Source organism: Corallococcus sp. AB032C, assembly GCF_003668935.1.
In the GTDB taxonomy this organism is placed as follows: Bacteria; Myxococcota; Myxococcia; order Myxococcales; family Myxococcaceae; genus Corallococcus; species Corallococcus exiguus.
Genome location: NZ_RAWP01000038.1, coordinates 57,464 through 81,419, shown reverse-complemented (window position 1 = coordinate 81,419; position 23,956 = coordinate 57,464). Strand labels below are relative to the sequence as shown.

Sequence of the window (23,956 nt, the reverse complement as noted above, 5' to 3'; positions counted from 1 at the left end):
TGCCTGCCCCTTCCCCACATCCGCTGGCGGACAGAGCCCGTGTGCGCCCCTGGCCACTGACCTCGTCCCGCGGAGGGAATCCGTTGTCTTTCCAGAGGTTCGGGGAAGCCGAGCGAGGACCGAGACACCAGAGAAGGGGTGTCTATTACGGAAATCCCGTGATTTTTTGTCAGGGGGTCGCGGTCAAATCCCCCGGTTGGACCCCAGCGCATGGGGAGAGGGGAGGGCAGGTGATGCAACGGCTCCGGGCGACGCCCGCGAGCCCGACCCACCGGATCCGAAGGGGCTTGTCAGGGTCCCCAGGTGGGCGCGGTCGTACCGCAGGTGCTCTCCCTTTGGGCCCGGCGCGGATTGAGCGGTTCAAGGAGCACAGCCATGAAGTCGTTCCTGTTGGTACCCAAGGAGTCCATCGAGACGCAGGCCCGGCCCGGTGTGCGTGGCACGGCGCAGGGCGAGCGCGTCCTCAGCCGTAGCACCGCGCTCCGCTTCAGCGCGGCCCAGAAGGCACCGGATGCCCTCACCGCCCTCGGTCTGCGGTCGGCCACGCTGCCTGGCGTGAAGCCCGAAATCAGCGGCCAGGCGGCGCGCGGACGCAAGCGCGCCCGCGGAAAGAAGGCCAGCGACGTCGACGCCACGCCCATGCCGGGCGCGCCCGTGACGGAGCAGGTCGGCACGGAAGCCGGCAGCTACCGGTTCATGCCGCTCATCGGCGCCACCATGGCGCACTTCTACTCCCAGGACGCGGAAGTCGCGGCCCGGGGAGAGCTGGCGGAGGAGTTCGAGTTCATCCCGGACGTGGTGCCCCTGTCCTTCCCCGGTCCGGTGTCCGCCGGACAGACGGGGCCGCGCAACCGCGGCATGAGCTCGCTCGCGCAGCGCGAGTGGCCTGACGAGTCCGGTGTCCCCCTGGCGCACGCCCAGGGCATCCGGGGCGCCGGCGTGATGCTGGGCATCCTGGACACCGGCGTGGACGCGGACCACCCGGAGCACGCGAGCAAGACCATCCAGTTCCGCTACGTCTCGCTCTTCCCCAACTCGCCGCACAACCCCGCGCGCGACGTGCGCGGGTTCGACCCTGACGGCCACGGCACGCACGTGTGCGGCATCGCCGCGGGCGTGCACCACGGCGTCGCGCCGGAGGTGGACCTGTACGCCGCGTCCGTCATCGAATCGGAGACCATCCGCACCAGCCTGGGCCGCGTGGCCGCCGGCATGGAGTGGCTGCTGCACCAGTTCAGCCGTCCGGAGAACGCGTCGCGTCCCGCCGTCGTCAACCTGTCGCTGGGCTTCCCGCTGCAGCCGCCTCCGGGCATCTCCGAAGCGGACTACCTGCTCAACCAGCGCGCACTGCAGGCCATGCTGCGTCGGCTTCTGGACAGCAACATCCTGCCCATTGTCGCGGCGGGTAACAGTGGACCCGACACGGTTGGTTACCCAGCGGCCTTTCCCGAGGCCCTGGCTGTGGGGGCAGTCGACTTCGAGCGCAACGTGGCCACCTTCTCCGCCAGCGGCTCCGTGGGGCGTCGGGTCGTCCCTGACGTCATGGGCTACGGGGTGAATGTGTATTCGTCTACTGAACGCCGCTGCAACAATCAGGCGTTCTATGAACGAATGAGCGGCACAAGCATGGCGGCGCCGTATGTCGCGGGAATCGCCGCGCTGTATCGTTGCCGCGCCCCTGACTTGACGGCATTGGAAGTGAGGGATTTGATTCTGGGCAATGCCATCAAGCTTCCTCGCTCGGCGAACCACCGGACGGGGAAGGGCCTGGCTGTTTTCAGGTGACGCGGTAGTTGCCGGGGCCGGTGCCACGTGAGCACCGGACCTGGGGAGGATGTGGCCATGAGCAGGAAGAATGGCGTGCCGGGCGGACCTCAAGACATTTCGGCCCGGATGTCCTCCGTCGCCGCCGTGCGTCCGCTGCCTGGCAGCGGAGGCACGGTGCGTGCGTTGCCGGGCGCGGGTGGCCTGGAGCGTGACGCGCAGCCGGCCGGCGACATTGACGTCACGGTGATGCCCCGGGAGTCGGCCGCGCCGAAGAGCGTCTCCGCGTCCTCACGGGCACCCCTGCGTTCGCGCGCGGATATCTACAAGGAAGGCCAGGCGGAGAACGCCCGCTTCCGCGAGAGCTTCATGCGCTGGCTGGAGGCACACCAGTTGGTGGGCGCCGTGCGCGCCATGAGCGAGCCGGGCGGTTCCCTGCCCATGCTGCACTTGAGGTGCGCCCCGCGCGTGCTGGACCAGCTGCGCCGCGCGCCGGAGTTCGAGGCAGGCACGATGATGCCGCTCGAACAGCTGTACTAGGCCCGCCCCACCGCGCTTGCCTCCTGTCACCGGCCCCGCGTCTCGCCTTCCTTGTAACGGAAGACGGCCCTCCGGCGGTCTACGCCGCCTTGCGAAAGGCGAGCCCCCGCGTCTGGGCGCCTGCGCTGTCGCACCGGGAAGAGGCTCGCTTGCCGCGTTCACCCCTGTGGAACCGACGGCGGGGCGGCTTCTTCCTGATTAACCTAGAAACTCAGGATTGTGGCCGCCTGATGCCATTGAACGGAAGGACCAATGCGCTGTCTGGGATTGGACGGGGTCAGTCCATCCGGCAGGCGTCCTCGAAAGACAGACGCGGGTTGCGCGGGAAGAGCTTCGCCGGGTCGCCGTAGCCCAGGTTGATGAGGAAGTTCGACTTCCAGCCGGTGCCCTGGAGGAAGGCCTCGTCCACCTTGGCCTTGTCGAAGCCCCCCATGGGGCCGCAGTCGAGCCCCAGCGAGCGAGCCGCCAGGATGACATAGCCGCCCTGCAGGGTGCCGTTCATGAAGGCCGCCTGCTCGCGCGCCTCCGGCGTCATGGCCGCGAAGACGCTCTTCATGTCGCGCGCGGGGAACAGCTTGGGCATCTGCTCGTGGAACGCGGTGTCGTACGCCACGATGACCGTCACCGGCGCCTGCATCGTCTTGTCCACGTTGCCTGGGGACAGCGCGGGCTTGAGCCGCTCCTTGGCCTCGCGGCTCCTCACGAACACCAGGCGCACCGGCTGGCTGTTGACCGCGGTGGGCGCCATGCGCGCCAGCTCGTAGATTCGGCGCAGCGTCTCGTCCGTCACCGGACGGTCCCGCCAGCCCGAGTGCGTGCGGGCCTCCGTGAAGAGCTGCTCCAGCGAGTCCGTGTCCAGGGCCGTGTTCGGGGTCGCCATGCGTGATGTCCTCCGTTGCGAACACCCCATGGCTACCCGCGTCACTTTTATTTCGCAAGTAACTTCCAAAAAGTAAGTGAGTGCCGGTGGGAAGGGGCGGGCGCTATACTCAGGGTGGAGGCGGACACGATGCATGACGACGCAAGCCCGCTGTGCGCGCGGTTCCTGGTGGCGGCCGACCTGCTGGGCCGGCGCTGGACGGGCGTCATCCTGCGCATCCTGATGGATGGGCCGTGCCGCTTCGGGGAGCTGACGGAGCGCATCGGCACCATCAGCGAGCGCGTCCTGTCGGAGCGGCTCAAGGACCTGGAGGCCGAAGGCATCGTGGAGCGCCACGTGGACCCGGGCCCGCCCATCCGCTCCGAGTACCGCCTGACGGAGAAGGGTCAGGCGTTCTGGAAGGTCATCGACGAGCTGGGCAAGTGGGCGCAGCGCTGGGTGGACGTGAAGCCCGCGCCCCGGAAGCGCAAGAGCGCCTGAAGCCCGGAGCGCGGTTGAAGCGTGCGGCCTAGAAGTTGTGACCGCCGTCCACGTCGATGGTGCGGCCGTTGAAGTAGTCGCACTCCACGATGAACTTCACGGCCACCCAGATGTCCTCCGGCTCGCCGATGCGGCCCACCGGGATGGCGGCCACCAGCGCGTCGCGGGCCTTCTGGTTCATCCCCTGCGTCATGGGCGTTTCAATCATGCCCGGGGCGATGGCGCCCACGCGGATGCCGAACGGCGCGAACTCGCGCGACCAGGTGACGGTGTTGGCGGCGAGCGCGGCCTTGGCGGACACGTAGTTGGACTGGCCGCGGTTGCCGTGCCGCGCGATGGACGACATGTTCACGATGACGCCGGGGCGCTGGTCCGTCTCCACCATCTTCGTGACGACCTCGCGCACCATCAGCGTGGCGCCGGTGAGGTTCACGCCGATGACGGCGTTCCAGTCCGCGGTGGACAGCTTCTTCACCTGGCCGGTGGTGCGGTCCTTCTTCACCAGCAGCGCGTCGCGCAGGATGCCCGCGTTGTTGATGAGGCCGTTGAGGCCGCCCATGGCGCCGTGGGCCCACTGCACGAAGTCCGTGACGTCCTGCTCGTTGGACACGTCCAGCTTGCGGCGGTGGATGCCCGCCGGCAGCGCCGCGAGCTTCTCCTCGTTGACGTCGCCAACGGCCACCTGGCCGCCCGCCTCGTGGATGCGCTGAGCGAAGTGCGCGCCCATGCCCTGCGCGCCGCCGGTGACGATGATCTTCAGGTCCTTCAGCTGCATGTGGCTCTCCTGGGCGTCATGGAAAAAACGCGCGCAGGGTACGCACACCGCACGGGCGCTGGCCAGCGCCGCGGAGGCTGAAACCTGAATCAAGCTTCAACTTCTCATGAGCCCCGGACCCCAGACGCGGTGCGTTAGGGGCCGGACCGGCAGGACTACAACGCGTCGGCGATGACGGAGCCCAGCCGGCGCATGCCCTCGTTGATGAGGTCGGGCGGGCGGTTGGAGTAGTTCAGGCGCATGAACTGGGGCTTCTGGTCGTTGGCGAAGAAGGGCGCGCCGGGGACGAAGGCGACCTTCTGCTCCACGGCGCGGGGCAGCAGCGTGGCCGCGTCCAGGCCCTGGGGCAGCTCCACCCAGAGGAACATGCCGCCGTCCGGCCGGGTCCACTTCGTGCCCTTCGGCATGTGGGCCTCCAGCGCGGCCAGCATCGCGTTGGCGCGCTCGGCGTAGACGGGCATCAGCGCCTGGATGTGGCCCGCGTAGTCGAAGGTCTCCAGCAGCAGCGCGGTGGCGCGCTGGGCGAGCGTGGCGGTGTGCAGGTCCGTGGCCTGCTTGGCGATGGTCAGCGACTTGAGCAGCGGGCGCGGCCCCGTGACCCAGCCCAGGCGCAGGCCGGGGGCCAGCGTCTTGGAGAAGGTGGACAGGGACAGCACCACGCCCTGGTCGTCCATCGACGCCAGCGACGGCAGGTGCACGCCCTTGAAGCGCAGCTCGCCGTACGGGTCGTCCTCCAGGATGATGAAGCGGTGCTCCTGCGCCAGCCGCACCAGCGCCTTGCGGCGCTCCAGGGACAGGGTGGTGCCCTTGGGGTTCTGGAAGTTGGGGATGACGTAGAGCAGCTTCGGCACGCGCTTCTTCAGCAGGGCCGCCAGGTCGTCCGTGTCCATGCCCGCGTCGTCGCTGCGCACGGTGGCGAACTCCACCTCGTAGCCGCCGAAGGTCTGGAGCGCCGCCAGGTAGCTGGGGTCCTCCACCACGACCAGGTCACCCGGATCGAGCAGCACCTTGCCCACCAGGTCCAGGCCCTGCTGCGAGCCGCTGGTGATGAGCACCTGGTCCGCGTGGACGTGCGTGCCCTTGCGCGCCAGGTGCGAGGAGATCCACTCGCGCAGGGGGGCGAAGCCCTCCGTGGTGCTGTACTGGAGCGCGGGGCGCCCCTCCCGGGCGAAGGTCTCCTCGAACGCCTTGGCGATGGCGTCCAGCGGGAAGAGCTCCGGGGCGGGCAGGCCGCCGGCGAAGGAGAGGATGTCGGGGCGCTCGGCGATCTTGAGGATTTCACGCACCGCGGACGTCTTCATCCGGGACATGCGCTGGGACAGCCGGTAGGCCGGAGGAGGGGGCAGGGGGGCACTCATAGCGTCCGCGCTCATGTTCATTCTCCGTTCAACAGCTCATCGGGGACACGCACGTGCGTGTCTTCCTTCAAGGTCGACAGGACGATGGTGGTGCTCGTGCGGGTCACACCTGGAATGGTGCGCAGCGTCTCCACGAGCAGCGAGTCCAGCGTCCGCGTATTCGCGGTCTTCACCTTCAAGACGTACGAGTCCTGCCCCGCGACCCGGTGGGCCTCCAGCACGTCCGGCAGCTCCGCCACCTTCCGCGCGAAGCCCTCGAAGTGCTTGGGGTGCTCGATGCTCACCCCGATGAAGGCGGTGATGTCCTTGCCCAGCTGCGTCGCGTCCACGCGCGCCGTGTAGCCGGTGATGATGCCCTTCTCCTCCAGCTTGCGGATGCGCTCCGCCACCGCCGGCTGGGACAACTTCACCCCACGTGACAGCTCCAGCTGCGTGGCCCGGCCATCGCGCTGAAGCATATCGACGATGCGATAATCCAGGGGGTCCATGGGGTGTAAAACCTTATTTTTATAAGCGGACTCGGCAGTCGACGGTGAAGTTATATGCATCTGCCATGAAGTGCAAGTCCGTTTGCATGCAAAAGGGTTGATGCCGACGAAAGGTCTCCTACCCGACCTCCCGAGTCTCCAGGCAGCCTGGCGGAAGGACGCCACGCGAGGTGTTTGACGCCTCGCGTCCGCGTCTGTCTTTGACGCAGGGAGCCATCCATCCGCTTTTGACAGGGCGGTCGGCCGGGTGCTACCCGTCCTGAAAGATGAATCGCCCTTCAACTTCAGAACGAGTCCCCGTCACGCCGCGCGGTCAGCGGACGCGTCAGAAGTTGTTGAAGGCAGCGGAGGCGGTGTTCGGCGACAAGGGCTACGAGCGCGCGTCCATCGCGGACCTCACGCGCAAGGCCAGCGTCGCGCTGGGCACCTTCTACGTGTACTTCCCGGACAAGCAGTCCATCTTCGTGGAGGTGGTGGACGAGCTGGGCGCGCGCCTGCGCCGCCTCATCGCGGAGTCCACGGTCGCGTGCACCACGCGCCTGGAAGTGGAGCGCGAGGGCCTGCGCGCCTTCTTCCAGTTCGTGCGCCAGCACCCCAACCTCTACCGCGTGGTGCGGCAGGCGGAGTTCGTGGACGCGGACTGCTACCGCCGCTACTACGACCGCTTCGCCAAGGGCTACGTGCGCGGCCTCACGCTGGCCATGGAGGCCGGCGAGGTGCGCCGCATGGATCCGGAGGCGCTCGCCTACTGCCTGATGGGCATTGGCGACTTCCTGGGCATGCGCTGGGTGCTCTGGGAGGAGGACATGGGCCTGGAGCGCGTGCTCGACACGGCGATGACGCTCCTGACCCACGGCCTGCCCCCGGACGCGGGCGCCGCGCGCACCCATCTCCAGGCTGTCTCCCCCCCGAAGGCAGCCGCGAAGTCGTCGAAGCCCGCCCCCCCGAAGTCGAAGCCGTCTTCCCGCCGTCCGTCACGCGGTCCCCGGAGCTGAAACACCGTCATGCGTTACGCGAACATCCTGTCCACCGGCCGCTACGTCCCCGAGAAGCTCCTCACCAACGCCGACGTGGAGAAGATCCTGGGCGAGAAGGTGGACGAGTGGCTCCAGCAGAACGTGGGCATCAAGCAGCGCCACGTGATGGCGGACCACCAGGCCACCAGCGACCTGGCCGTGGCCGCCGCGAAGGAGGCGCTGGCCCGCGCGAAGGTGGACCCCAAGGAGCTGGACCTGGTGCTCGTGGCCAGTGACACGCCGGACTACCTGAGCCCCGGCACGTCGTCCGTGGTGCAGGCCAAGCTGGGCGCGGTGAACGCGGGCACGTACGACATCAACGCCGCGTGCGCGGGCTGGGTGACGGCGCTGGACGTGGCGTCGAAGACCATTTCGGCGGACGACAGCTACCAGCGCATCCTGGTGGTGGGCGCCTACGGGATGACCCGGTACGTGAACTGGAAGGACAAGAAGACCTGCACGCTGTTCGCGGACGGCGCGGGCGCGGTGGTGCTGGGCGCGTCCGACAAGCCGGGCTTCCTGGGCGCGAAGCTGCTCGCCAACGGCGAGTACCACGACGCGCTGGGCATCTACACGGGCGGCACCAACCGGCCCGCCACGGCGGAGACGCTGGCGCTGACGGACGGCAAGCCCGCGGTGCAGTTCGTGCGCAAGTTCCCCTCCACGTTCAACACCGAGCGCTGGCCCATCCTGCTGGACACGCTGCTCAAGCGCGCGGACCAGACGCTGGATGACGTGAAGCTGTTCGTCTTCACGCAGCTGAACCTGCGCACCATCGAAGCCACGATGAAGGCGCTCAACCAGCCCATGGAGAAGGCGCACTACACGATGGACAAGTGGGGTTACACGGGCTCCGCCTGCATCCCCATGACGCTGGACGACGCGGTGTTGCAGGGCAAGGTGAAGAAGGGCGACCTGGTCGCCTTCTGCGCCAGTGGCGGTGGCCTCGCCATGGCGTCCGCCCTCTACCGCTGGACGGCTTAGTCCCCCCATACCCCGCCTCATTCAGACAGGAGTTCTTCGCATGTTCATCGGGGACTGGATGGGGCGGGGTGCCCTCTACTGGCCGGAAGCGGTGGCCGTGGTGGACGTGGCCCGGAAGGACACGGGCCGCTTCACCTACCGGCGGATGAACGCGCGCGCCAACGCGCTCGCGGGCTGGCTGCGGGACGTGGCGGGCGTGCAGCGCGGCGACCGCGTGGCCATCGTCGCGCACAACGGCGTGGAGTACCTGGACACGCTGTTCGCGTGCGGGAAGCTGGGCGCCGTCTTCGTGCCCTACAACTGGCGCCTGCACGCGGCGGAGCTGACGGAGGGCGTGCGCACCATCCGCCCGCGCGTGTTGCTGTTCGGAGACGACTTCAAGGACGCGGTGGCCCAGGTGCGCGAGCACGTGGGTGACGGCCTGCGTCTCGTCGCGCTGGAGGCTCGGGGCCTGCCCGGCGCGGATCCGTACGAGCAGGCCATGGCGTACGCGCCCGCCGCTCCGGAGGCTCCGGAGGCTCTGGTGACGAACGACGCGGTGAGCGAGGAGGACATCCTCTGCCTGCTCTTCACCGGCGGCACCACCGGCCGGTCCAAGGGCGCGAAGATTTCGTACCGCATGGTGGCGTGGAACGCGCTCAACACGCTGGTGCATGAAATCCGTCAGGGCGACGTGACGGTGACGCACACGCCGCTGTTCCACACGGGCGGGCTGCTCGTCTACACGCTGCCCCTGCTCACCGTGGGCGGCACCGTGGTGCTGATGCGCCGGTGGGACCCGGACGAGATGCTGGGCCTGGTGGCGAAGGAGAAGGTGACGCTCTTCTTCGCGGTGCCCACGCAGTACCAGCAGTTGATGGACTCGCCGCGCTGGAAGGGGACGGACTTCTCCTCCGTGCGCTTCGTCACCAGCGGTGGGGCGCCCCTGCCGGTGCCGCTGCTCCAGGCGTGGCAGGCGGTGCACCCGGTGCCCTTCAAGCAGGGCTTCGGCATGACGGAGTTCGGCCCGGGCATCTTCAGCATGGGGCCGGAGTTCGCGGTGTCCAAGGCGGGCTCCATCGGCCGGCCCAACTACTTCATCGACGCGAAGCTGGTGGACGACGCCGGCCACGCGGTGCCGGTGGGCGGGGTGGGGGAGCTGGTGCTGAAGGGGCCCTCCATGTGCTCCGGCTACTTCGAGGACGACGCCGCCACGAAGGAGGCCATCAGCGCGGACGGCTGGTTCCACACCGGGGACCTGGCGCGCGTGGACGCGGAGGGCTTCTTCACCATCGCGGGCCGCAAGAAGGACATGTTCATCTCCGGCGGAGAGAACGTGTACCCGCTGGAGCTGGAGTCCGTCCTCTACGAGCACCCCGCCGTGCAGCAGTGCGCGGTGGTGGGCGTGCCGGACGCGAAGTGGGGCGAGGCGGGCCGGGCCTACGTGGTGCTCAAGCCGGGCGCCGAGGCCTCGGCGGACGCGCTGCTAGAGCACCTCAAGGGCCGGGTGGCACGCTTCAAGGTCCCCAAGCGGGTGGAGCTGATGAAGTCCCTGCCGGTGTCCCCGGCCGGGAAGATTCTCAAGCGCGAGCTGCGCGAGGCGGCCATCGCCGCTGACGCGCGGGCCGCTTCGTGACGCACGGATTTTCCTCTCTCAAGCAACGCAACCAGGAGCGCGCACATGGCTGATACATCCAGGAAGGTCGAGATCCGGGACATCCCCACGCAGCGGCTCCGGGTTCGCGCGCGGCTGGTGGGCGAGGACGGCTTTCCCGTCATCTTCGTGCACGGCAACTGTTCCTCGTCCGCGTTCTTCGAGTCGCTGATGAAGACGCTGCCCGAGGGCTTCCGGGGCATCGCGCCGGACATGCGCGGCTACGGGCACACGGAGGCGAAGGCCATCGACGCGACGCGCGGCATGCGCGACTTCGCGGATGACCTGGTGGCGCTGATGGACACGCTGTCGCTGAAGCGCGCGGCGTTCGTGGCGCACTCGGCGGGCGCGGGCATCGTGATGCAGCTGTCCATCGACCACCCGGAGCGCGTGGCCGGCCTGGTGGTGGAGGCGCCGCTGTCTCCCTATGGCTTCGGTGGCACGAAGGACGCGGACGGCACGCCGTGCTGGGCGGACTTCGCGGGCTCCGGTGGCGGCACGGCCAACCCGGACTTCGTGCAGCGGCTGAAGACGAAGGACCGCTCCACGGAGTCGCAGACGTCGCCGCGCAACGTGATGAACGGCTGCTACGTGAAGCCGCCGTTCCGCCACCCGGACGAGGAGATGCTCCTGGACTCCGTGCTGGATACGCACGTGTCGGACGAGCTGTACCCGGGCAACTTCGAGAAGTCGGCGAACTGGCCGGGCGTGGCGCCGGGCACCACGGGCATGAACAACGCCATGGCGCCGGCCTACTACAACACCTCCACCTTCGCGGCGCTGACGAAGGGGCCGGACGTGCTGTGGATCCGCGGCGCGGACGACGCCATCGTCTCCGACACGTCCCTGTTCGACTTCGGCTTCCTGGGCAAACTGGGCGCGGTGCCGGGCTGGCCCGGGGATGCCCAGTACCCGCCGCAGCCCATGGTGTCGCAGATGCGCAAGGTGATGGACCGCTACGCGGCCAACGGTGGCCGCTACCGCGAGGTCGTCCTCCCGGACACGGGCCACAGCCCGCACCTGGAGAAGACGAAGGAGTTCCACGACCTGCTCGTCCCGTTCCTGCGGGAGCACGCCCGCTAGGCGTTCCTGACGCACGGTGATGCACGCGAGGGCCTTCCGGGGGGCGACCCTGGGGCCCTTCGTGTGTCCCGTGCGTCCACTCTCAGTCGCAGTCCGCTGTCGCCGCACCCTTCACCCAACCGGAGGTCCGCATGCGAAGCACCTGGAGTTTGTCGCTCACGGCCGCATTGCTGATGGCAGGTTGCGGGGCAGAGCCGCCCGCGGAAGCACCCCAGGCGCAGGAGGCCGTCGGTACGGCCGAGGCCCCGCTGGACGCGGACCTGGCCCCGTACTTCGACGCCGTCCCCACCTTCACCGGCAACTACCGGGTGGTGGGCACGTACACGCCGCCCACGTGGTCCTGGGGGCAGATTGAACTGCTGGAAGGCAAGCAGCGCTTCCGCACGGAGTACTACAACCCGCGCACGCTGAAGCTGCGTGACCAGGACACGTTCCAGTCCAGCGACTACCCGCTGAAGACGTACTTCGGTTCGCTGAACCAGCAGCTGGTGAACGCGTTCAACCTCCACTACGGGAACAGCTGTGCCACGACGACCGGGGCCACCTGTCCCACGCCTGGCCCCACCAAGCCGGAGGCGCGCTTCGTCCTGCTGCACAAGGGGCGGGCCACCGCGGCGCGCACCTGTAACGTCAATCTGACGCCGACGCTGCTGGTGCACGGCGCCATCCAGGACGCGAACGTGTGGATGTTCCCCAACGGCAACAACGGTTCGGGCGGCACCTACGGCGGCGCGGCGCAGCTGACGGGCATGGTGCAGGACCTGGAGTCGAAGGGCCGCTGCGTGTACGCGGTGACGTTCGGCTCGTTCCACGGCGACAACTTCAACCACGCCATCCACGTGGCCAACGCCGTGCAGCGCGTGAAGGCGCTGCACCCGGGCGTGGCGCGGGTGGACGTGGTGGCGTGGAGCAAGGGCGTGCTGGCTGTGGACCCCTGGCTGGAGAACGCGGCGACGTGGGGCGGCTTCAGCACGACGCGGTTCTTCGAGCGTCTGGCGAAGGAGCAGGCGTCGCAGGTGCCGGCGTATGACGACTCGGTGCGCGTGTACGTGCCGCTGTCCGGCCCGCACAAGGGCATCGACCTGAACTTCCGCCACCCCATCCACACGCTGACCATCGCGAGCACGGCCTCCAACGCGCCGGTGGGCCGTGGCCCGATGCCGTGGACGTACTTCTCCGCGTTCCAGTGCGTGACGTTTGGGTATGACGTGCCCTGGTTCAAGAATCCCTACGCGGAGAGCGTGTGCGCGGGTTCCGGCGGCACGTGGCCGGACTACTTCCGCCGCATCTACCTGTCGAACATCACGGGTCTGAGCAGCACGGGCACGCCGGTGTCCGCGAGCACGCTGCAGACGCTGAACACGAACCAGGGCCTGTCCGCGTCGTCGTTCAAGTTCGACGACTACAACATGAGCCTCTTCGGCGCGGTGAACGACAGCGGCAAGTACGTGACGGCGTACCCGGGCCAGCTGCAGGCGGCGTATGACCTGCGCGGCACGTACCCGATTCCGGACCGCAGCGCGTCCGCGTGGGACAATATCGATCCGAACGAGAACCGCTACTTCCCCTGGCTGGACACGAAGCTCATCTACAACCCGCTGAACCCGTTCATCGCCGCGGGCTACATGCAGTCGAGCGACCACCGCGTGTGCCGCACGACGGCGTTCGACCCGGCGGGTTCGCCGTGCTTCGCGTTCCACGCGTACAACACGAACATGAACCGTGAGGCGTACGACTCGCTGATGTACGGCAAGTACCGCATCATGGACGGCCTGGGCATGGCGGCGGCCATGGAGATGGGCGGCAAGTTCATCACGCGCCTGGCGGAGCACGGCGTGGATTCGCGCCTGCCGTCGCTCTACGTGCTGTACGGCACGACGGGCGGGGCGACCCCGTTCGAGACGGACGGCATGACGTCCACCACGTCCACGCTGCGCAGCGACGGCGTGCTCTTCGAGGCGAGCATCGCGGCGATGACCCAGCTCACCCAGGGCTGGACGGCCGCGAAGAAGACCGCCGACGCGAAGCAGGAGGGCATGGCCTATGACCACCTGAGCATGGGCATCACCCCGGCGGTGTGGAACAAGATCTCCACGCACTTCGTTTCGCGGGATTGATGACGTGACGTGAGGCACGGGCGCGTTCCGCGCGCCCGTGCTTCGCGGGTCAGGGGCGCGGCGGGATGGGGACTCCCAGCAGCGTGCACATGTCCCGGACGAGCTTGTCGAAGGAGTCCGCGCGGCGGGCGGCATCGAGGTCGAAGACGCTGGTCAGTTTGGGCTGGTCGATGGTCTCGCTGTAGCCGCTGGGCAGGTGGTTGCCGAGCCAGCCCTTCGCATCGCGGATGCGCTCGGGTTCGGATGGAGCCCGTAGCGTGGAGGGAAGGCCTCGGTGGCCGCTCAGGGACTCGGCCGCCGCGAGGAACCACGCTTCGTATTCACATTTTGCGACGACTACGGAGATGAGTCGATCAGGACGCTTTGCCCGTGCCCAGGTCAGGAGTCGTGGCCCGAGTACGCATGGCAGGTCCTTGTCGGCATCCAGAAGGACGAGGATGCGGCCCTCATTGCCCACCTTCCGGGCCGTCAGTTCGATGGCTCGGTTCAGCTCGTCTTCCTTGACGAGCTGGCCTCGTGGGATGCGATGCGGGAGAAGGACCTCGGGATGGAGCCCGGGTGCAAGCCACTGCGTCAGGCGCCTGACGAGGATGGGCGCAGCGGCGACTTCGCCATGGCCTTCGACGATGAGCCCCAGCTTCATTCGGTGCCGTGCTCCCAGAGCTTGAGGTCATTCGGAGCGGGAACAGTCTGCCGGTCGGGAGCAAGCTGATTGGCCTTCAGCAGTTCGCCCGCGGTGTAGAGGCGGTCCTTGAGTGCGGACCGGGTCTCTGCATCGACGGGCGCGATGATGCTGCGGCCCTGCTCCGATGCCACCGAGAGAACTTCACTTGCTTGGATGCTGGGGTCGTCCAGCAGCTCTGGACTGTGACTGGTGACGATGATCTGGGCGTACTGGGATGCTTCGCGGAGTGCATCCCTCAGGACACCCGCTGCCGCAGGATGGAGTGCGATCTCGGGCTCCTCGATGCCCACGAGTTGGATCCGTGGTGCGGCCCGCGTCTGGAACAGCGCGACCAAGATGCCCAGGGCCCGGAGCGTACCGTCGGACATCTCGAAGGCCGAAAAATCGTAGTCTTCCTGGGCGCTCTCGAAACGCTGAATGAACTTGAGCGACTCCACATGGCCCATGCGAATTGAGAGCACCTCCACCAAGCCCGGCACGATGGCACCGAGATACTCATCGATGCGCTGCTTCGTGGTGCTGTGAGCCTTGCTCCCCAGGTGCGCCAAGACGCTTGGAAGATTGGTCCCGTCACGGGCAAGGCGGTCCCCGTTGTCGGGTGTTTGGGGCGCTCGAAGCTGCTCTGGATTGAGGTTGTAGAACCCCATGTTCGAGAGCGCGTCGAAGACGGGGCGAAACTCCGGCAGGCCTGACGCGTTGACAAGATACAGACGGTCGTCCGACGCGGGCGGCGAGACTGGTGCCGGCTTGCGGAGCAGAGTACCCGCGCGGACGTGGTACTCCGCCGCGCCCACGACGCATTCCTCTTCCTGCACCAGGTAGGTCGTCATCCCAGGGCCGCGAAAAGCGATGCTGACGGAGAAGTGGCCACTGGAGCCATCGGGGAGCTGGAAGTCGAGGCGAATCCCGAACTGTTCGGTCTCGACAGGTAAGCGCCGCATGAGGCTGAAGGCTCCGCCTCGATCTCGGATCGCCTGAGCCAGCGAGGTCCGCAGGGCATCCGTGACGAACCTCAATGCATCCAGGAAGTTGCTCTTGCCGGAGCCGTTCGGGCCTACGAGGAACGTCAGAGGTCCGAGGGCTACATCGCAGGCCTCGATGCTGCGGAAGTCGCGCAGGGTCACACGCGAAAGCAAGGGCGCCCGACTTCCAGGTGGACTGGCAGGGGACGTCCCGGGACTCTCGGCGGAAGGCATCGGACGTTCTCCAGCAGTGCGGCGGGCGCTGCATCGTGCCAGTAGCTTCGTAGGAGGGGTAGATCTGGTACCAGATCGAGTAGCCAGAATCCGATGCAGGAATCGCATCGTGGTCTAGCCTGGAGCCGCATGCCCATCGTCCACGACTGGCTGGCCCGGCGGGCTTCGCTCGCCCCGGAGCGCACGGCGCTCGTTGATTCGCTCCGGGGTGGGCGGCGCATCTCGTGGGCGGAGTGGAATGACTCCGCTCACCGGACCGCGCTGCTGCTGCGCGGCCTGGGCGTGGGCCCGGGGGACCGCGTCTCCGTGCTGGCCTCCAACGGCGTGGAGACGCTGGACCTCGTGTTCGCCTGCGCCAAGCTGGGCGCCGTGCTCCAGCCGCTCAACTGGCGCCTGGGCGTGGAGGAGCTCCACGGCCTGCTCTCCGATGTCGCCCCCTCCGTCGTCTGCTTCGGGCCGGAGTTCCGCGCTCAAGTCGACGCCTTGCGCTCCCGGTTTCCGGCGCAGTGGGTCTCCCTGGCGGATCCGCTCTTCTGCTCCCGTGAGGCCCTGACCGGCGCGCTGCCCTCCATCGAACTGGAGGCGGATGCTCCCTGGGTGCTGTGCTCCACCGGTGGGAGCACCGGGCTTCCGAAGTCCGCCGTGCTCACGCATGGCTCGCTCACCGCCAATGCCGTGAACACCGTCGTCAGCTGGGGCCTCACCCAGGACGACGTGGCGCTGCTCAACGCGCCCCTGTTCCACACCGGCGGCCTCAACGTCTTCACGCTGCCGCTGGTGCTTGCTGGCGGCGCCTCCGTCGTGTGCCGGTCCTTCGACGTGGCGCAGTGCTTCGACCTCATCCACTCGGGCTCCGTGAACCTCGTGTTCGGCGTGCCCACCATGTTCATCGAGATGCAGCAGCATCCTCGCTTCGAGGCCGTGGACTTCTCCCGACTCAAGCTGCTCATCAGCGGCGGCGCTCCCTGTCCCGCTCCCGTCTTCGAGCGCTTCTTCGCCCGTGGCATTCCCTTCCGCACCGGCTACGGCCTCACCGAGGCCGGGCCCAACAACTTCTTCCTCCCCGACGCCGTCATGCGCACGCACCCGGGCTTCGTCGGCGTGCCCCTCTTCCACGTCGAGGCGCGCATCGACGGCGAACAGCGCCCCGGTGACGTGGGCGAACTGCTCCTTCGGGGCCCCCACCTGTGCGCCGGCTACTGGCGCCGCCCGGAGGAGACCGCCCGCGCCTTCGCGGACGGCTGGCTCCACACCGGCGACCTGGGCTCCCGTGACGCCCAGGGCCTCTTCCGCATCGAGGGCCGCGCCAAGGACCTCATCATCTCCGGCGGCGAGAACATCCACCCCTCCGAGGTCGAGAGCGTCCTCGCCGGCCACCCCGACGTCGCCGAGGTCGCCGTCATCGGCGTCCCCGACCCGAAGTGGGGCGAGGTCCCCCGCGCCCTCGTCGTCCCCCGACCCGGTGCGGCCCCCACCCTGGAGGCGCTGGGCGCCTTCTGCTCGGGCCGGCTTGCCCGCTACAAGCTGCCCCGGACGCTGCGGCTGCTGGAGGCCCTGCCTCGGACCCCTGCGGGCAAGGTGGACCGGCGGGCGCTCACCCGGCTGGACGGCGAGCCCTGAATTTCCGTCCGTTGCGGCCGTCCCCCTGAAGCCCTCTGGATGACCCGCCGGACCCCTGTCCGTAATATTTCGTCATGGGCCCGTAGCCCCCTGGAAATGTAGGGGTGAGAGGTTGCAGGTCGCGGCCCGGAGGCGGACCGCGGGGCCCGGACTTAACGGAGAGAAGCCCGGGCCCTCAGTCGCCTCCGGTCCGCATCCCTCGCGGAGACCCGACCCATGGAGACGACCCCACGCCCCACGACCTCCGAGGAGGCCACCATCCAGGTGCTCCTCGTCGAGGACGATGAACGCCTGGCGCGGCTCACCGCCCGCTACCTCCAGGAGCACGGCATCATCGTGACCGTCTCCGCCTCCGGCACCGACGCGCTCCTCCAGACATCCCGCCACACCTTCGACGTCATCCTCCTGGACCTCATGCTCCCCGGCCGCGACGGCCTGGAGGTCTGCCGCGAGCTGCGCACCCGCACGGACGTCCCCATCATCATGCTCACCGCGCGCGGCGAGGAGGCCGACCGCGTCCTGGGCCTCGAGTCCGGCGCGGATGACTACCTGCCCAAGCCCTACTCGTCGCGCGAGCTGCTCGCCCGCATCCGCGCCCAGGTGCGCCGCGCTCGCGGCAAGGTGGGCCCCACCAGCCACCCCGTGCACGCGGGCCGCCTGGTGCTGGACCCGCGCAGCCTGAGCGCGTCCCTGGACGGCAAGCCGCTGTCCCTCACCACCTACGAGTTCAGCCTGCTGCGCGTCCTGGCCGAGCGCGCTGGCCGCGTCCTCAGCCGTGAGCAGCTGCTCGACCTGGTGAAGGGCAGCGCGGACGAGGTGTTCGACCGCTCCGTGGACGTGCACATCTTCCGCCTTCGCCAGAAGCTGGAGGTGGATCCGCGCAACCCGCGCCTGCTCAAGACGGTCCGCGGTGCCGGCTACATGCTGGCCACCGAGACCGAGGCGGAGCCGTGAAGTTCTTCCGGATGCCCATGGGCCTGCTCCCCCGCATCTACCTGGTGGGAGTCATCCAGATCCTCCTCGTGGGCGTGTCGCTCATGCTCGCGCGCGACCTCCTGCGCAACGAGTCCTGGCGCAACCGTTTCGACGACGAGCTGTCCTACTTCGTCGACGAGTGGTCCGCCCTGCGCGACACCCCCGCCGAGCTCCAGGCGTCGCTCGAACGCGCCCAGCAGCGCATGGGCATGCGCGTCACCCTGCGAGCCGCGGACGGGACGCTGCTCGGCAACACGCGGCCGGACCCCGCGCCCCCGCTCGGGCCCGAGGAACTCTCCGCCGTCAGCTCGCGCGTCACCCGCAGTGGCCCTCGCGGACCGTTCCCCGGGGCTGGCAGCGGCCCTGGCCGCATGCTGGTGGTGAGCCCCTACCCGGGCCCCATCCAGGTCTATGCCTCCGTGTCCCTGCCCCCTCCGCCGCCACCGCCGGACGGCGACCGGCAGACGGCCATCATCGTGGGGCTCGTGCTGGCGTGTACCGCCATCACCTCCGTCGTCTTCGCGCGCACGCTCGCGGGCCCGCTGGAGAAGCTGGCGTCCGCGGCGCGTGCGTTTGGCGCCGGACGGCTGGACGTGCGCGCGGGCCTGCGCCGCAAGGACGAGCTGGGCCTGGTGTCCGAGGCCTTCGACGAGATGGCCGGCCGCATCACCCAGTTGCTGCGCTCGCAGAAGGAGTTGCTCGCCAACGTGTCGCATGAACTGCGCACGCCCCTGTCCCGCATCCGCGTGGCGCTGGACCTGGCCGCGGAGGGCGACGCGCAGACGGCGCGCGAGCTGTTGCCCGACATCACCGAGGACCTGTCCGAGCTGGAGCGCCTGGTGTCGGACGTGCTCACCACGTCCCGCCTGGAGCTGGTGACGGAAGGCGCGAGCGGCGTGCCTCCCTTGCGCCTGGAGCGCGTGGACGCGAACGCGCTGCTCGACAAGGCCGCCGCCCGCTTCCACACCGCCCGGCCGACGCACCGGCTGGAGGTCCAGGTGGACGGCACGCTGCCCGCGCTGGAGGCAGACCCCGTGCTGCTGCGGCGCGTGTTGGACAACCTGCTCGACAACGCGGGGAAATACTCGGAGCCCGGCACCACCGTGAAGCTGCACGCCCGGGCGGCGGGCGACGGACTCCAGGTGGACATCCAGGACCAGGGCATCGGCATCGAAGCGCAGGACCTGTCGCGCGTGGGCACGCCCTTCTTCCGCACCGACCGCAGCCGCGCTCGCACCACCGGCGGCGTGGGCCTGGGGCTGGCGCTGGTGCGCCGCATCCTGGATGCGCACCACGGCCGCCTCACGCTGGAGAGCCAGCCGGGCCAGGGCACCACCGCGCGCATCGTGCTCCCCGGAGTGGGAGCGGCGGACACACCGGATGGCCGCCTCGCCGCGGGTCATCTTTCGTAATAGAGACGAGATTCGCCGAAACATTTCAAAACGTAGATAAGGGGCATGAAGGCCTTGAGCGAGATGCCGCGGGAAGCGCCGGCCCTGGCGCCGGTGGAGCTGGATGAGGACGAGGGTCGCAAGCGTGGCATTCCGCGCTGGGCCTGGGTCCTGGCGATCCTGGTGGTGGCGGGCGCGGGGGTGTTCTGGCGCATGCGCGCTGGAAACCAGGCGGACGCCGTCACCTACGACACGACCCCCGCCGAGGCCCGGAAGCTCACGGCCAAGGTGACGGCCACCGGCACCGTGGCGGCGCTGGTGACGGTGCAGGTCGGCAGTCAGGTCTCCGGTCGCATCCAGGAGCTGATGGTCGACTACAACTCGCAGGTGAAGAAGGGGCAGGTCATCGCCCGCATCGACCCGCAGCTGGTGCAGGCCGCGCTGGACCGGGCGAAGGCGAACATGACGGCCTCGCGCGCGAACCTCCAGAAGGCGCGCGTCAACGCGGACGTGGCGAAGAAGCAGGCCGTGCGCTCGCGCGAGCTGCGCGCCCAGCAGTTCATCTCCCAGTCCGAGCTGGAGACGGCGGAGTCCGCCGCCGCCAACGGGCAGGCGGAGGTGACGGCCGCGGAGGGCTCGGTGGCCCAGGCGCAGGCCGCGCTCAACGAGGCGGAGGTGAACCTCAAGTACACGACCATCGTGTCGCCCACGGACGGCATCGTCATCTCGCGCAGCGTGGACGTGGGCCAGACGGTGGCCGCGTCCCTCCAGGCGCCCGTGCTCTTCACCATCGCGGAGGACCTGCGAAAGATGCAGGTCAACACCAGCATCGCGGAAGCGGACGTGGGCAAGCTGCAGCCCGGCCAGAAGGCCACCTTCACCGTGGACGCCTTCTCGGGGGAGACCTTCGAGGGCGTCATCCGGCAGATCCGCAACGAGGCCATCACCGTGCAGAACGTGGTGACCTACCTGGCCGTCATCGACGTGTCGAACCCGGACCTGAAGCTCAAGCCGGGCATGACCGCCAACGTGACCATCGTCACGCAGCAGAAGGACCAGGCCCTGTCCGTGCCCAATACGGCCTTGCGCTACCGCCCGGCGCCGTCGCCGGACGCGGCCGCGCAGGCTCCGGCCCAGCAGGCCCCGGCCGGCATGCGCACCGTCTACGTGCTGCGCCGCCAGCCGGAGCAGAAGCCGCGGCCCGTCGCCGTGAACGTGCGCACCGGCATGACGGACGGCACGTTCACGGAGGTGGTGGAGGGTGAATTGAAGGCGGGCGACCGCGTCATCACCGCCGCGAACTCGGCGGCGGGCGCGACTCCTTCCGCGGCTCCGTCGGGCGCGAGCCCCCTCGGTGGTGGGAGCGGCGGCCGGGGCATGGGCGGCGGGCGCCGGGGCGGATTCTAGGCACGCGCGGCCGTTCCAATCACAGACATCATCACAGGAACTGCGGGCAGGGGAAGGGACAGAGGCAGACAGATGGACGCGGACACGAAGCGGGCACCCCCCGTCATCCAGCTCAACAACGTGGCGAAGGTGTACAAGTCCGGCGACGTGGAGGTGCGGGCCCTGCGCGGCGTGAACTTCACGGTGGAGCCTGGGGAGTTCGTCTCCATCATGGGCTCCTCCGGTTCGGGCAAGTCCACGCTGATGAACATCCTGGGCTGCCTGGACCGGCCCACCTCTGGTGAGTACCTGCTCAACGGCCGCGAGGTGGCCCGCCTGGACCGCGACGGCCTGGCGCGCGTGCGCAACCGCACCCTGGGCTTCGTCTTCCAGAGCTTCAACCTGCTGGCGCGCACCACCGCGCTGGAGAACGTGGAGCTGCCCATGCTCTACGCGGGCGTGCCCTCGAAGGAGCGGCGTGCGCGGGCGAAGGAGGCGCTGGAGCGCGTGGGACTGGGGGCCCGGCTGGACCACCACCCGAAGCAGCTCTCCGGCGGTCAGCAGCAGCGCGTGGCCATCGCTCGGGCGCTGGTGGGACGGCCTCGCGTCATCCTGGCGGACGAGCCCACGGGCAACCTGGACTCGCGCACCACGGTGGAGGTGATGGCGCTGTTCCAGCAGCTGCAGAAGGAAGGCATGACGCTGGTGCTGGTGACGCACGAGCCGGACGTGGCCGAGTACACCCAGCGCATCGTGGTGGTGAAGGACGGGCGCATCGTGAACGACAGACGCCAGACGCCGAACGCGGCGGTGGTGCCCGCCGAGGAGGTGGGGACATGAACATCCTGGAGACACTCGTCCTGGCGCTGCGTGCGTTGTTGCGCTCGAAGACGCGCTCGGTGCTCACCGCGCTGGGCATCATCATTGGCGTGGGCGCGGTCATCGCCATGGTCGCCATTGGCGACGGCGCGAAGGCCAGCGTGCAGAAGGTCTTCGACTCCATGGGCACCAACCTGCTCATCATCCTTCCGGGCTCGTCCAAGTCCGGTGGCGCGCGAGGCGGCTTCGGCAGCCAGCCCACCATCACCTGGGATGACCTGGAGGCCGTGCGCACGCAGGTGTCCACCGTGCGCGGCGCCGCGCCGGAGATGCGCTCCAACGCGCAGGTGTTCAGCGAGGACCAGAACTGGAACACCAGCATCATCGGCACGACCACGGACTACTTCACCGTGCGCAGCTGGACCCTGGCGAAGGGCGCGCACTTCACGGACGCGGACAACGAGGCGGGCGCGAAGGTGGCGGTGCTGGGCCAGACGGTGGTGGACAACCTCTACGGCAAGGGCTTCAACCCCGTGGGGCAGGTCATCCGCATCAACAAGACGCCCTTCACCGTGATGGGCGTGACGGCGCCCAAGGGCCAGTCGCCCGTGGGCCAGGACTTCGACAACACGGTGTTCGTGCCGGCCACCACCTTCCGCCGCCAGGTGCAGGCGCAGAGCCTGGGCGCGTACATCACCGGCGCGGTGTTCGTGCAGGCGGTGAGCGCGGACCTCACGGCCAAGGCCCAGGTGGACGTGGCGAACCTGCTGCGCGAGCGTCACCGGCTGGGGCCGGACGACGCGGACGACTTCGACGTGCGCAACCTGGCGGAGGTGGCCAGCGGCCAGCAGCAGAGCACGGAGACGTTGAGCCTGTTGCTCGCGGCCATCGCGGCGGTGTCGCTGGTGGTGGGCGGTATCGGCATCATGAACATCATGCTGGTGAGCGTCACCGAGCGGACGCGCGAGATTGGCGTGCGCGTGGCGGTGGGCGCCCGGCCGCGAGACATCCTGGCGCAGTTCCTCATCGAGGCGCTGACGCTGGCGGTGTTGGGCGGCATCATCGGCGCGGCCGTGGGCCTGGGCGTGGCGAAGCTGCTCGCCGCGCAGTTCGGCTGGCCCATGCTGGTCCGTCCTGACGTCGCGCTGCTGGCCATCGTGTTCAGCGGCCTGGTCGGGGTCGTCTTCGGTCTGTATCCGGCGCGCAAGGCGAGCCTGTTGGATCCCATCGATGCACTGAGGTACGAGTGATGCGGTCGCTTCCGTTGACGCTTTCGTTGTGTGTCCTGCCCATGGTCGCGGGGGCCCAGGCGGCCCAGCCCGTCACCCCGCAGGCCCCTGCTCCGGCTACGGCAACGCCCGTGACGCCTCCGGCCGTGCAGCAGTCCCTGACGATGTCCGCCGCCGAGGGGCGCGTCATCACCCTGGCGGACGCGGAGGCCGCGACGCGCCAGTACCAGCCGTCGCTGCGCTCGGCGCAGGCGAGCACCGACGCGGCGTACGCCCGGGTGGATCAGTCCTTCTCCAGCTTCCTGCCGCAGGTGAGCGCCAACGCTGGCTACACGCTGGGCACCAGCAACCGGGCCGTCATCCAGAACGTGCCGGGCAGCGACACCGGCGTGGTGTCCAACTCCACGCGGCGCTTCAGCGGCAGCATCGCCGCCAACCAGCTCATCTACGACTTCGGTAAGACGAAGGGCCGCTACAACGCGTCGAAGGAGTCAGCGGGCGCGCAGGAGGACTCGCAGCAGCAGGTGCTCCAGGACGCGCTGCGCAACGTGCGCACGGCGTACTTCAACGTCCTCACGCAGAAGGCCCTCCTGGGCGTGGCGCGCGAGACGCTCCAGAGCGAGGCGGCCCGGCTCAATCAGGTGAACGCGTCCGTGCAGGTGGGCTCGCGGCCGGAGATTGACCTGCTCCAGCAGCGCACCGCGAAGGCCAACGCGCAGGTGGCGCTCATCCGCGCGCAGAACGCCTATTCCACCGCGAAGGCGCAGCTCAACCAGACCATGGGCGTGGAGACGTCCACCGACTACACCGTGCAGGACGTGACGGTGGCGGCCATCGCGGGCGAGGACGAGGTGCTGGACGCGCTGGTGACGCGCGCGCTGGAGGCCCGCCCCGACGTCGCCGCGCGCGAGCGGCAGATTTCCGCGCAGGAGTCACAGGTGAAGGTGACGAAGGCCGGCCACCTGCCCTCCTTGAGCGCCACGGGCAACCTGTCCGACGTGGGGGCGAACCCGTTCAACGGCGCCACGCTCAGCGCGCAGGGCGGCGTCCAGCTGAGCTGGGCGCTGTTCCAGGGCGGGCTCGTCAACGCGCAGACGCGCGAGGCCAACGCCAACCTGCGCGACCTCCAGGCGCAGAAGGACGCGCTCCGGCAGCAGGTGCGGCTCCAGGTGGAGCAGGCCCGGCTCAACGTGGTGGCCACGCGCGAGGCGCTCACCGCCGCGGACGAGGCCCAGGTGAACGCGCGCGAGCGGCTGCGGCTGGCCGAAGGGCGCTACCGCGCGGGCGTGGGCAACATCATCGAGGTGAGCGACGCGCAGGTGGCCTTCTCCAACGCCGCCGCCCAGCAGGTGCAGGCGACGTACGACCTGGCCACCTCCCGCGCGGAGCTGGCGCGCGCCCTGGGCACGGTGGAGCTGACCACCCTGGCCTCGCGGTAGTCGCAGCGGTGTATCTGGACGGCACTGAAAACATGAGCCAACCCTGAAGGGTGGCAGTGGCGGCAGGACGTTCGAAGACCGTAGGAAGCGGCGGCTCC

At 69.0% G+C, this 23,956-nt stretch carries 21 protein-coding genes; 15 read left to right on the top strand and 6 right to left on the bottom strand.

The features are described from left to right. Nucleotides 1-375 precede the first annotated feature (375 nt). Nucleotides 376-1,785, top strand: coding sequence for a S8 family serine peptidase (locus D7X99_RS18840; protein WP_121778979.1), 1,410 nt, complete (start codon nucleotides 376-378; stop codon nucleotides 1,783-1,785). A 57-nt stretch (nucleotides 1,786-1,842) separates the two neighbouring features. Further along, complete coding sequence (locus D7X99_RS18835; RefSeq protein ID WP_120599850.1) at nucleotides 1,843-2,304, top strand: hypothetical protein; 462 nt, start codon at nucleotides 1,843-1,845, stop codon at nucleotides 2,302-2,304. A 277-nt stretch (nucleotides 2,305-2,581) separates the two neighbouring features. On the opposite strand, the gene D7X99_RS18830 is transcribed toward D7X99_RS18835, so the two are convergent. Further along, complete coding sequence (locus D7X99_RS18830; RefSeq protein ID WP_121778978.1) at nucleotides 2,582-3,184, bottom strand: malonic semialdehyde reductase; 603 nt, start codon at nucleotides 3,182-3,184, stop codon at nucleotides 2,582-2,584. Nucleotides 3,185-3,313: 129 nt separating this feature from the next. On the opposite strand from D7X99_RS18830, the gene D7X99_RS18825 reads away from it, so the two are divergent. Beyond that, nucleotides 3,314-3,664, top strand: coding sequence for a helix-turn-helix domain-containing protein (locus D7X99_RS18825; RefSeq protein WP_121778977.1), 351 nt, complete (start codon nucleotides 3,314-3,316; stop codon nucleotides 3,662-3,664). Nucleotides 3,665-3,692: 28 nt separating this feature from the next. Here the strand turns inward: D7X99_RS18825 and D7X99_RS18820 are convergent, their stop codons facing one another. The 3 genes from D7X99_RS18820 to D7X99_RS18810 form a co-directional block, all read right to left on the bottom strand. Further along, nucleotides 3,693-4,439, bottom strand: a complete 747-nt coding sequence (locus tag D7X99_RS18820) for an SDR family oxidoreductase (protein WP_120560256.1) — start codon at nucleotides 4,437-4,439, stop codon at nucleotides 3,693-3,695. A 155-nt stretch (nucleotides 4,440-4,594) separates the two neighbouring features. Further along, on the bottom strand, nucleotides 4,595-5,812 hold the full coding sequence (locus D7X99_RS18815; RefSeq protein WP_121778983.1) for a PLP-dependent aminotransferase family protein: 1,218 nt from the start codon (nucleotides 5,810-5,812) through the stop codon (nucleotides 4,595-4,597). 2 nt (nucleotides 5,813-5,814) lie between these two features. Beyond that, complete coding sequence (locus tag D7X99_RS18810) at nucleotides 5,815-6,285, bottom strand: Lrp/AsnC family transcriptional regulator (RefSeq protein WP_120581260.1); 471 nt, start codon at nucleotides 6,283-6,285, stop codon at nucleotides 5,815-5,817. A 266-nt stretch (nucleotides 6,286-6,551) separates the two neighbouring features. Between D7X99_RS18810 and D7X99_RS18805 the strand changes: the two genes are divergently transcribed. From D7X99_RS18805 to D7X99_RS18785, 5 genes are all read left to right on the top strand, one after another. Further along, nucleotides 6,552-7,280, top strand: a complete 729-nt coding sequence (locus tag D7X99_RS18805; RefSeq protein WP_121778976.1) for a TetR/AcrR family transcriptional regulator — start codon at nucleotides 6,552-6,554, stop codon at nucleotides 7,278-7,280. A 9-nt stretch (nucleotides 7,281-7,289) separates the two neighbouring features. Continuing rightward, complete coding sequence (locus tag D7X99_RS18800) at nucleotides 7,290-8,285, top strand: 3-oxoacyl-ACP synthase III family protein (protein ID WP_121778975.1); 996 nt, start codon at nucleotides 7,290-7,292, stop codon at nucleotides 8,283-8,285. A 40-nt stretch (nucleotides 8,286-8,325) separates the two neighbouring features. Next, nucleotides 8,326-9,900, top strand: coding sequence for a long-chain fatty acid--CoA ligase (locus tag D7X99_RS18795; protein WP_121778974.1), 1,575 nt, complete (start codon nucleotides 8,326-8,328; stop codon nucleotides 9,898-9,900). A 45-nt stretch (nucleotides 9,901-9,945) separates the two neighbouring features. Next, nucleotides 9,946-11,001, top strand: a complete 1,056-nt coding sequence (locus tag D7X99_RS18790) for an alpha/beta fold hydrolase (protein WP_121778973.1) — start codon at nucleotides 9,946-9,948, stop codon at nucleotides 10,999-11,001. 131 nt (nucleotides 11,002-11,132) lie between these two features. Then, nucleotides 11,133-13,118, top strand: a complete 1,986-nt coding sequence (locus D7X99_RS18785; protein ID WP_121778972.1) for an alpha/beta hydrolase — start codon at nucleotides 11,133-11,135, stop codon at nucleotides 13,116-13,118. 49 nt (nucleotides 13,119-13,167) lie between these two features. On the opposite strand, the gene D7X99_RS18780 is transcribed toward D7X99_RS18785, so the two are convergent. Continuing rightward, entirely contained in the window at nucleotides 13,168-13,761 is a 594-nt protein-coding gene (locus D7X99_RS18780; RefSeq protein WP_121778971.1) for a DUF4276 family protein, read from the bottom strand. Then, on the bottom strand, nucleotides 13,758-14,939 hold the full coding sequence (locus D7X99_RS18775) for an AAA family ATPase (RefSeq protein WP_199756350.1): 1,182 nt from the start codon (nucleotides 14,937-14,939) through the stop codon (nucleotides 13,758-13,760). The genes D7X99_RS18780 and D7X99_RS18775 overlap by 4 nt, the downstream gene beginning before the upstream one ends. 189 nt (nucleotides 14,940-15,128) lie before the next feature. On the opposite strand from D7X99_RS18775, the gene D7X99_RS18770 reads away from it, so the two are divergent. The 7 genes from D7X99_RS18770 to D7X99_RS18740 all read left to right on the top strand — a co-directional run bounded on the left by D7X99_RS18770 (nucleotide 15,129) and on the right by D7X99_RS18740 (nucleotide 23,858). Further along, nucleotides 15,129-16,619, top strand: coding sequence for a long-chain fatty acid--CoA ligase (locus D7X99_RS18770; RefSeq protein ID WP_121778969.1), 1,491 nt, complete (start codon nucleotides 15,129-15,131; stop codon nucleotides 16,617-16,619). A 216-nt stretch (nucleotides 16,620-16,835) separates the two neighbouring features. Then, complete coding sequence (locus D7X99_RS18765) at nucleotides 16,836-17,573, top strand: response regulator transcription factor (protein WP_121778968.1); 738 nt, start codon at nucleotides 16,836-16,838, stop codon at nucleotides 17,571-17,573. Beyond that, entirely contained in the window at nucleotides 17,570-19,006 is a 1,437-nt protein-coding gene (locus D7X99_RS18760) for a HAMP domain-containing sensor histidine kinase (RefSeq protein ID WP_121778967.1), read from the top strand. The genes D7X99_RS18765 and D7X99_RS18760 overlap by 4 nt, the downstream gene beginning before the upstream one ends. 45 nt (nucleotides 19,007-19,051) lie before the next feature. Continuing rightward, nucleotides 19,052-20,392: an efflux RND transporter periplasmic adaptor subunit gene (locus D7X99_RS18755; protein WP_121778966.1), complete on the top strand. Its 1,341-nt coding sequence runs from the start codon at nucleotides 19,052-19,054 to the stop codon at nucleotides 20,390-20,392. A 72-nt stretch (nucleotides 20,393-20,464) separates the two neighbouring features. Beyond that, nucleotides 20,465-21,211 carry an ABC transporter ATP-binding protein gene (locus D7X99_RS18750; RefSeq protein ID WP_121778965.1) on the top strand — a complete coding sequence of 249 codons (747 nt, stop codon included), beginning with the start codon at nucleotides 20,465-20,467 and terminating at the stop codon, nucleotides 21,209-21,211. Beyond that, nucleotides 21,208-22,440 carry an ABC transporter permease gene (locus D7X99_RS18745; protein WP_121778964.1) on the top strand — a complete coding sequence of 411 codons (1,233 nt, stop codon included), beginning with the start codon at nucleotides 21,208-21,210 and terminating at the stop codon, nucleotides 22,438-22,440. Before D7X99_RS18750 ends, D7X99_RS18745 begins: the two co-directional genes overlap by 4 nt. Next, the gene (locus D7X99_RS18740; protein WP_121778963.1) at nucleotides 22,440-23,858 is read left to right on the top strand and encodes a TolC family protein; all 1,419 of its coding nucleotides are present in this window, start codon (nucleotides 22,440-22,442) and stop codon (nucleotides 23,856-23,858) included. The genes D7X99_RS18745 and D7X99_RS18740 overlap by 1 nt, the downstream gene beginning before the upstream one ends. Nucleotides 23,859-23,956 lie beyond the last annotated feature (98 nt).

Coding starts and splice junctions, on each gene's coding strand:
- D7X99_RS18840 (WP_121778979.1), top strand. CDS start 376: ATGAAGTCGTTCCTGTTGGTACCCAAGGAGTCCATCGAGACGCAGGCC.
- D7X99_RS18835 (WP_120599850.1), top strand. CDS start 1,843: ATGAGCAGGAAGAATGGCGTGCCGGGCGGACCTCAAGACATTTCGGCC.
- D7X99_RS18830 (WP_121778978.1), bottom strand. CDS start 3,184: ATGGCGACCCCGAACACGGCCCTGGACACGGACTCGCTGGAGCAGCTC.
- D7X99_RS18825 (WP_121778977.1), top strand. CDS start 3,314: ATGCATGACGACGCAAGCCCGCTGTGCGCGCGGTTCCTGGTGGCGGCC.
- D7X99_RS18820 (WP_120560256.1), bottom strand. CDS start 4,439: ATGCAGCTGAAGGACCTGAAGATCATCGTCACCGGCGGCGCGCAGGGC.
- D7X99_RS18815 (WP_121778983.1), bottom strand. CDS start 5,812: ATGAGCGCGGACGCTATGAGTGCCCCCCTGCCCCCTCCTCCGGCCTAC.
- D7X99_RS18810 (WP_120581260.1), bottom strand. CDS start 6,285: ATGGACCCCCTGGATTATCGCATCGTCGATATGCTTCAGCGCGATGGC.
- D7X99_RS18805 (WP_121778976.1), top strand. CDS start 6,552: ATGAATCGCCCTTCAACTTCAGAACGAGTCCCCGTCACGCCGCGCGGT.
- D7X99_RS18800 (WP_121778975.1), top strand. CDS start 7,290: ATGCGTTACGCGAACATCCTGTCCACCGGCCGCTACGTCCCCGAGAAG.
- D7X99_RS18795 (WP_121778974.1), top strand. CDS start 8,326: ATGTTCATCGGGGACTGGATGGGGCGGGGTGCCCTCTACTGGCCGGAA.
- D7X99_RS18790 (WP_121778973.1), top strand. CDS start 9,946: ATGGCTGATACATCCAGGAAGGTCGAGATCCGGGACATCCCCACGCAG.
- D7X99_RS18785 (WP_121778972.1), top strand. CDS start 11,133: ATGCGAAGCACCTGGAGTTTGTCGCTCACGGCCGCATTGCTGATGGCA.
- D7X99_RS18780 (WP_121778971.1), bottom strand. CDS start 13,761: ATGAAGCTGGGGCTCATCGTCGAAGGCCATGGCGAAGTCGCCGCTGCG.
- D7X99_RS18770 (WP_121778969.1), top strand. CDS start 15,129: ATGCCCATCGTCCACGACTGGCTGGCCCGGCGGGCTTCGCTCGCCCCG.
- D7X99_RS18765 (WP_121778968.1), top strand. CDS start 16,836: ATGGAGACGACCCCACGCCCCACGACCTCCGAGGAGGCCACCATCCAG.
- D7X99_RS18755 (WP_121778966.1), top strand. CDS start 19,052: ATGAAGGCCTTGAGCGAGATGCCGCGGGAAGCGCCGGCCCTGGCGCCG.
- D7X99_RS18750 (WP_121778965.1), top strand. CDS start 20,465: ATGGACGCGGACACGAAGCGGGCACCCCCCGTCATCCAGCTCAACAAC.
- D7X99_RS18745 (WP_121778964.1), top strand. CDS start 21,208: ATGAACATCCTGGAGACACTCGTCCTGGCGCTGCGTGCGTTGTTGCGC.
- D7X99_RS18740 (WP_121778963.1), top strand. CDS start 22,440: ATGCGGTCGCTTCCGTTGACGCTTTCGTTGTGTGTCCTGCCCATGGTC.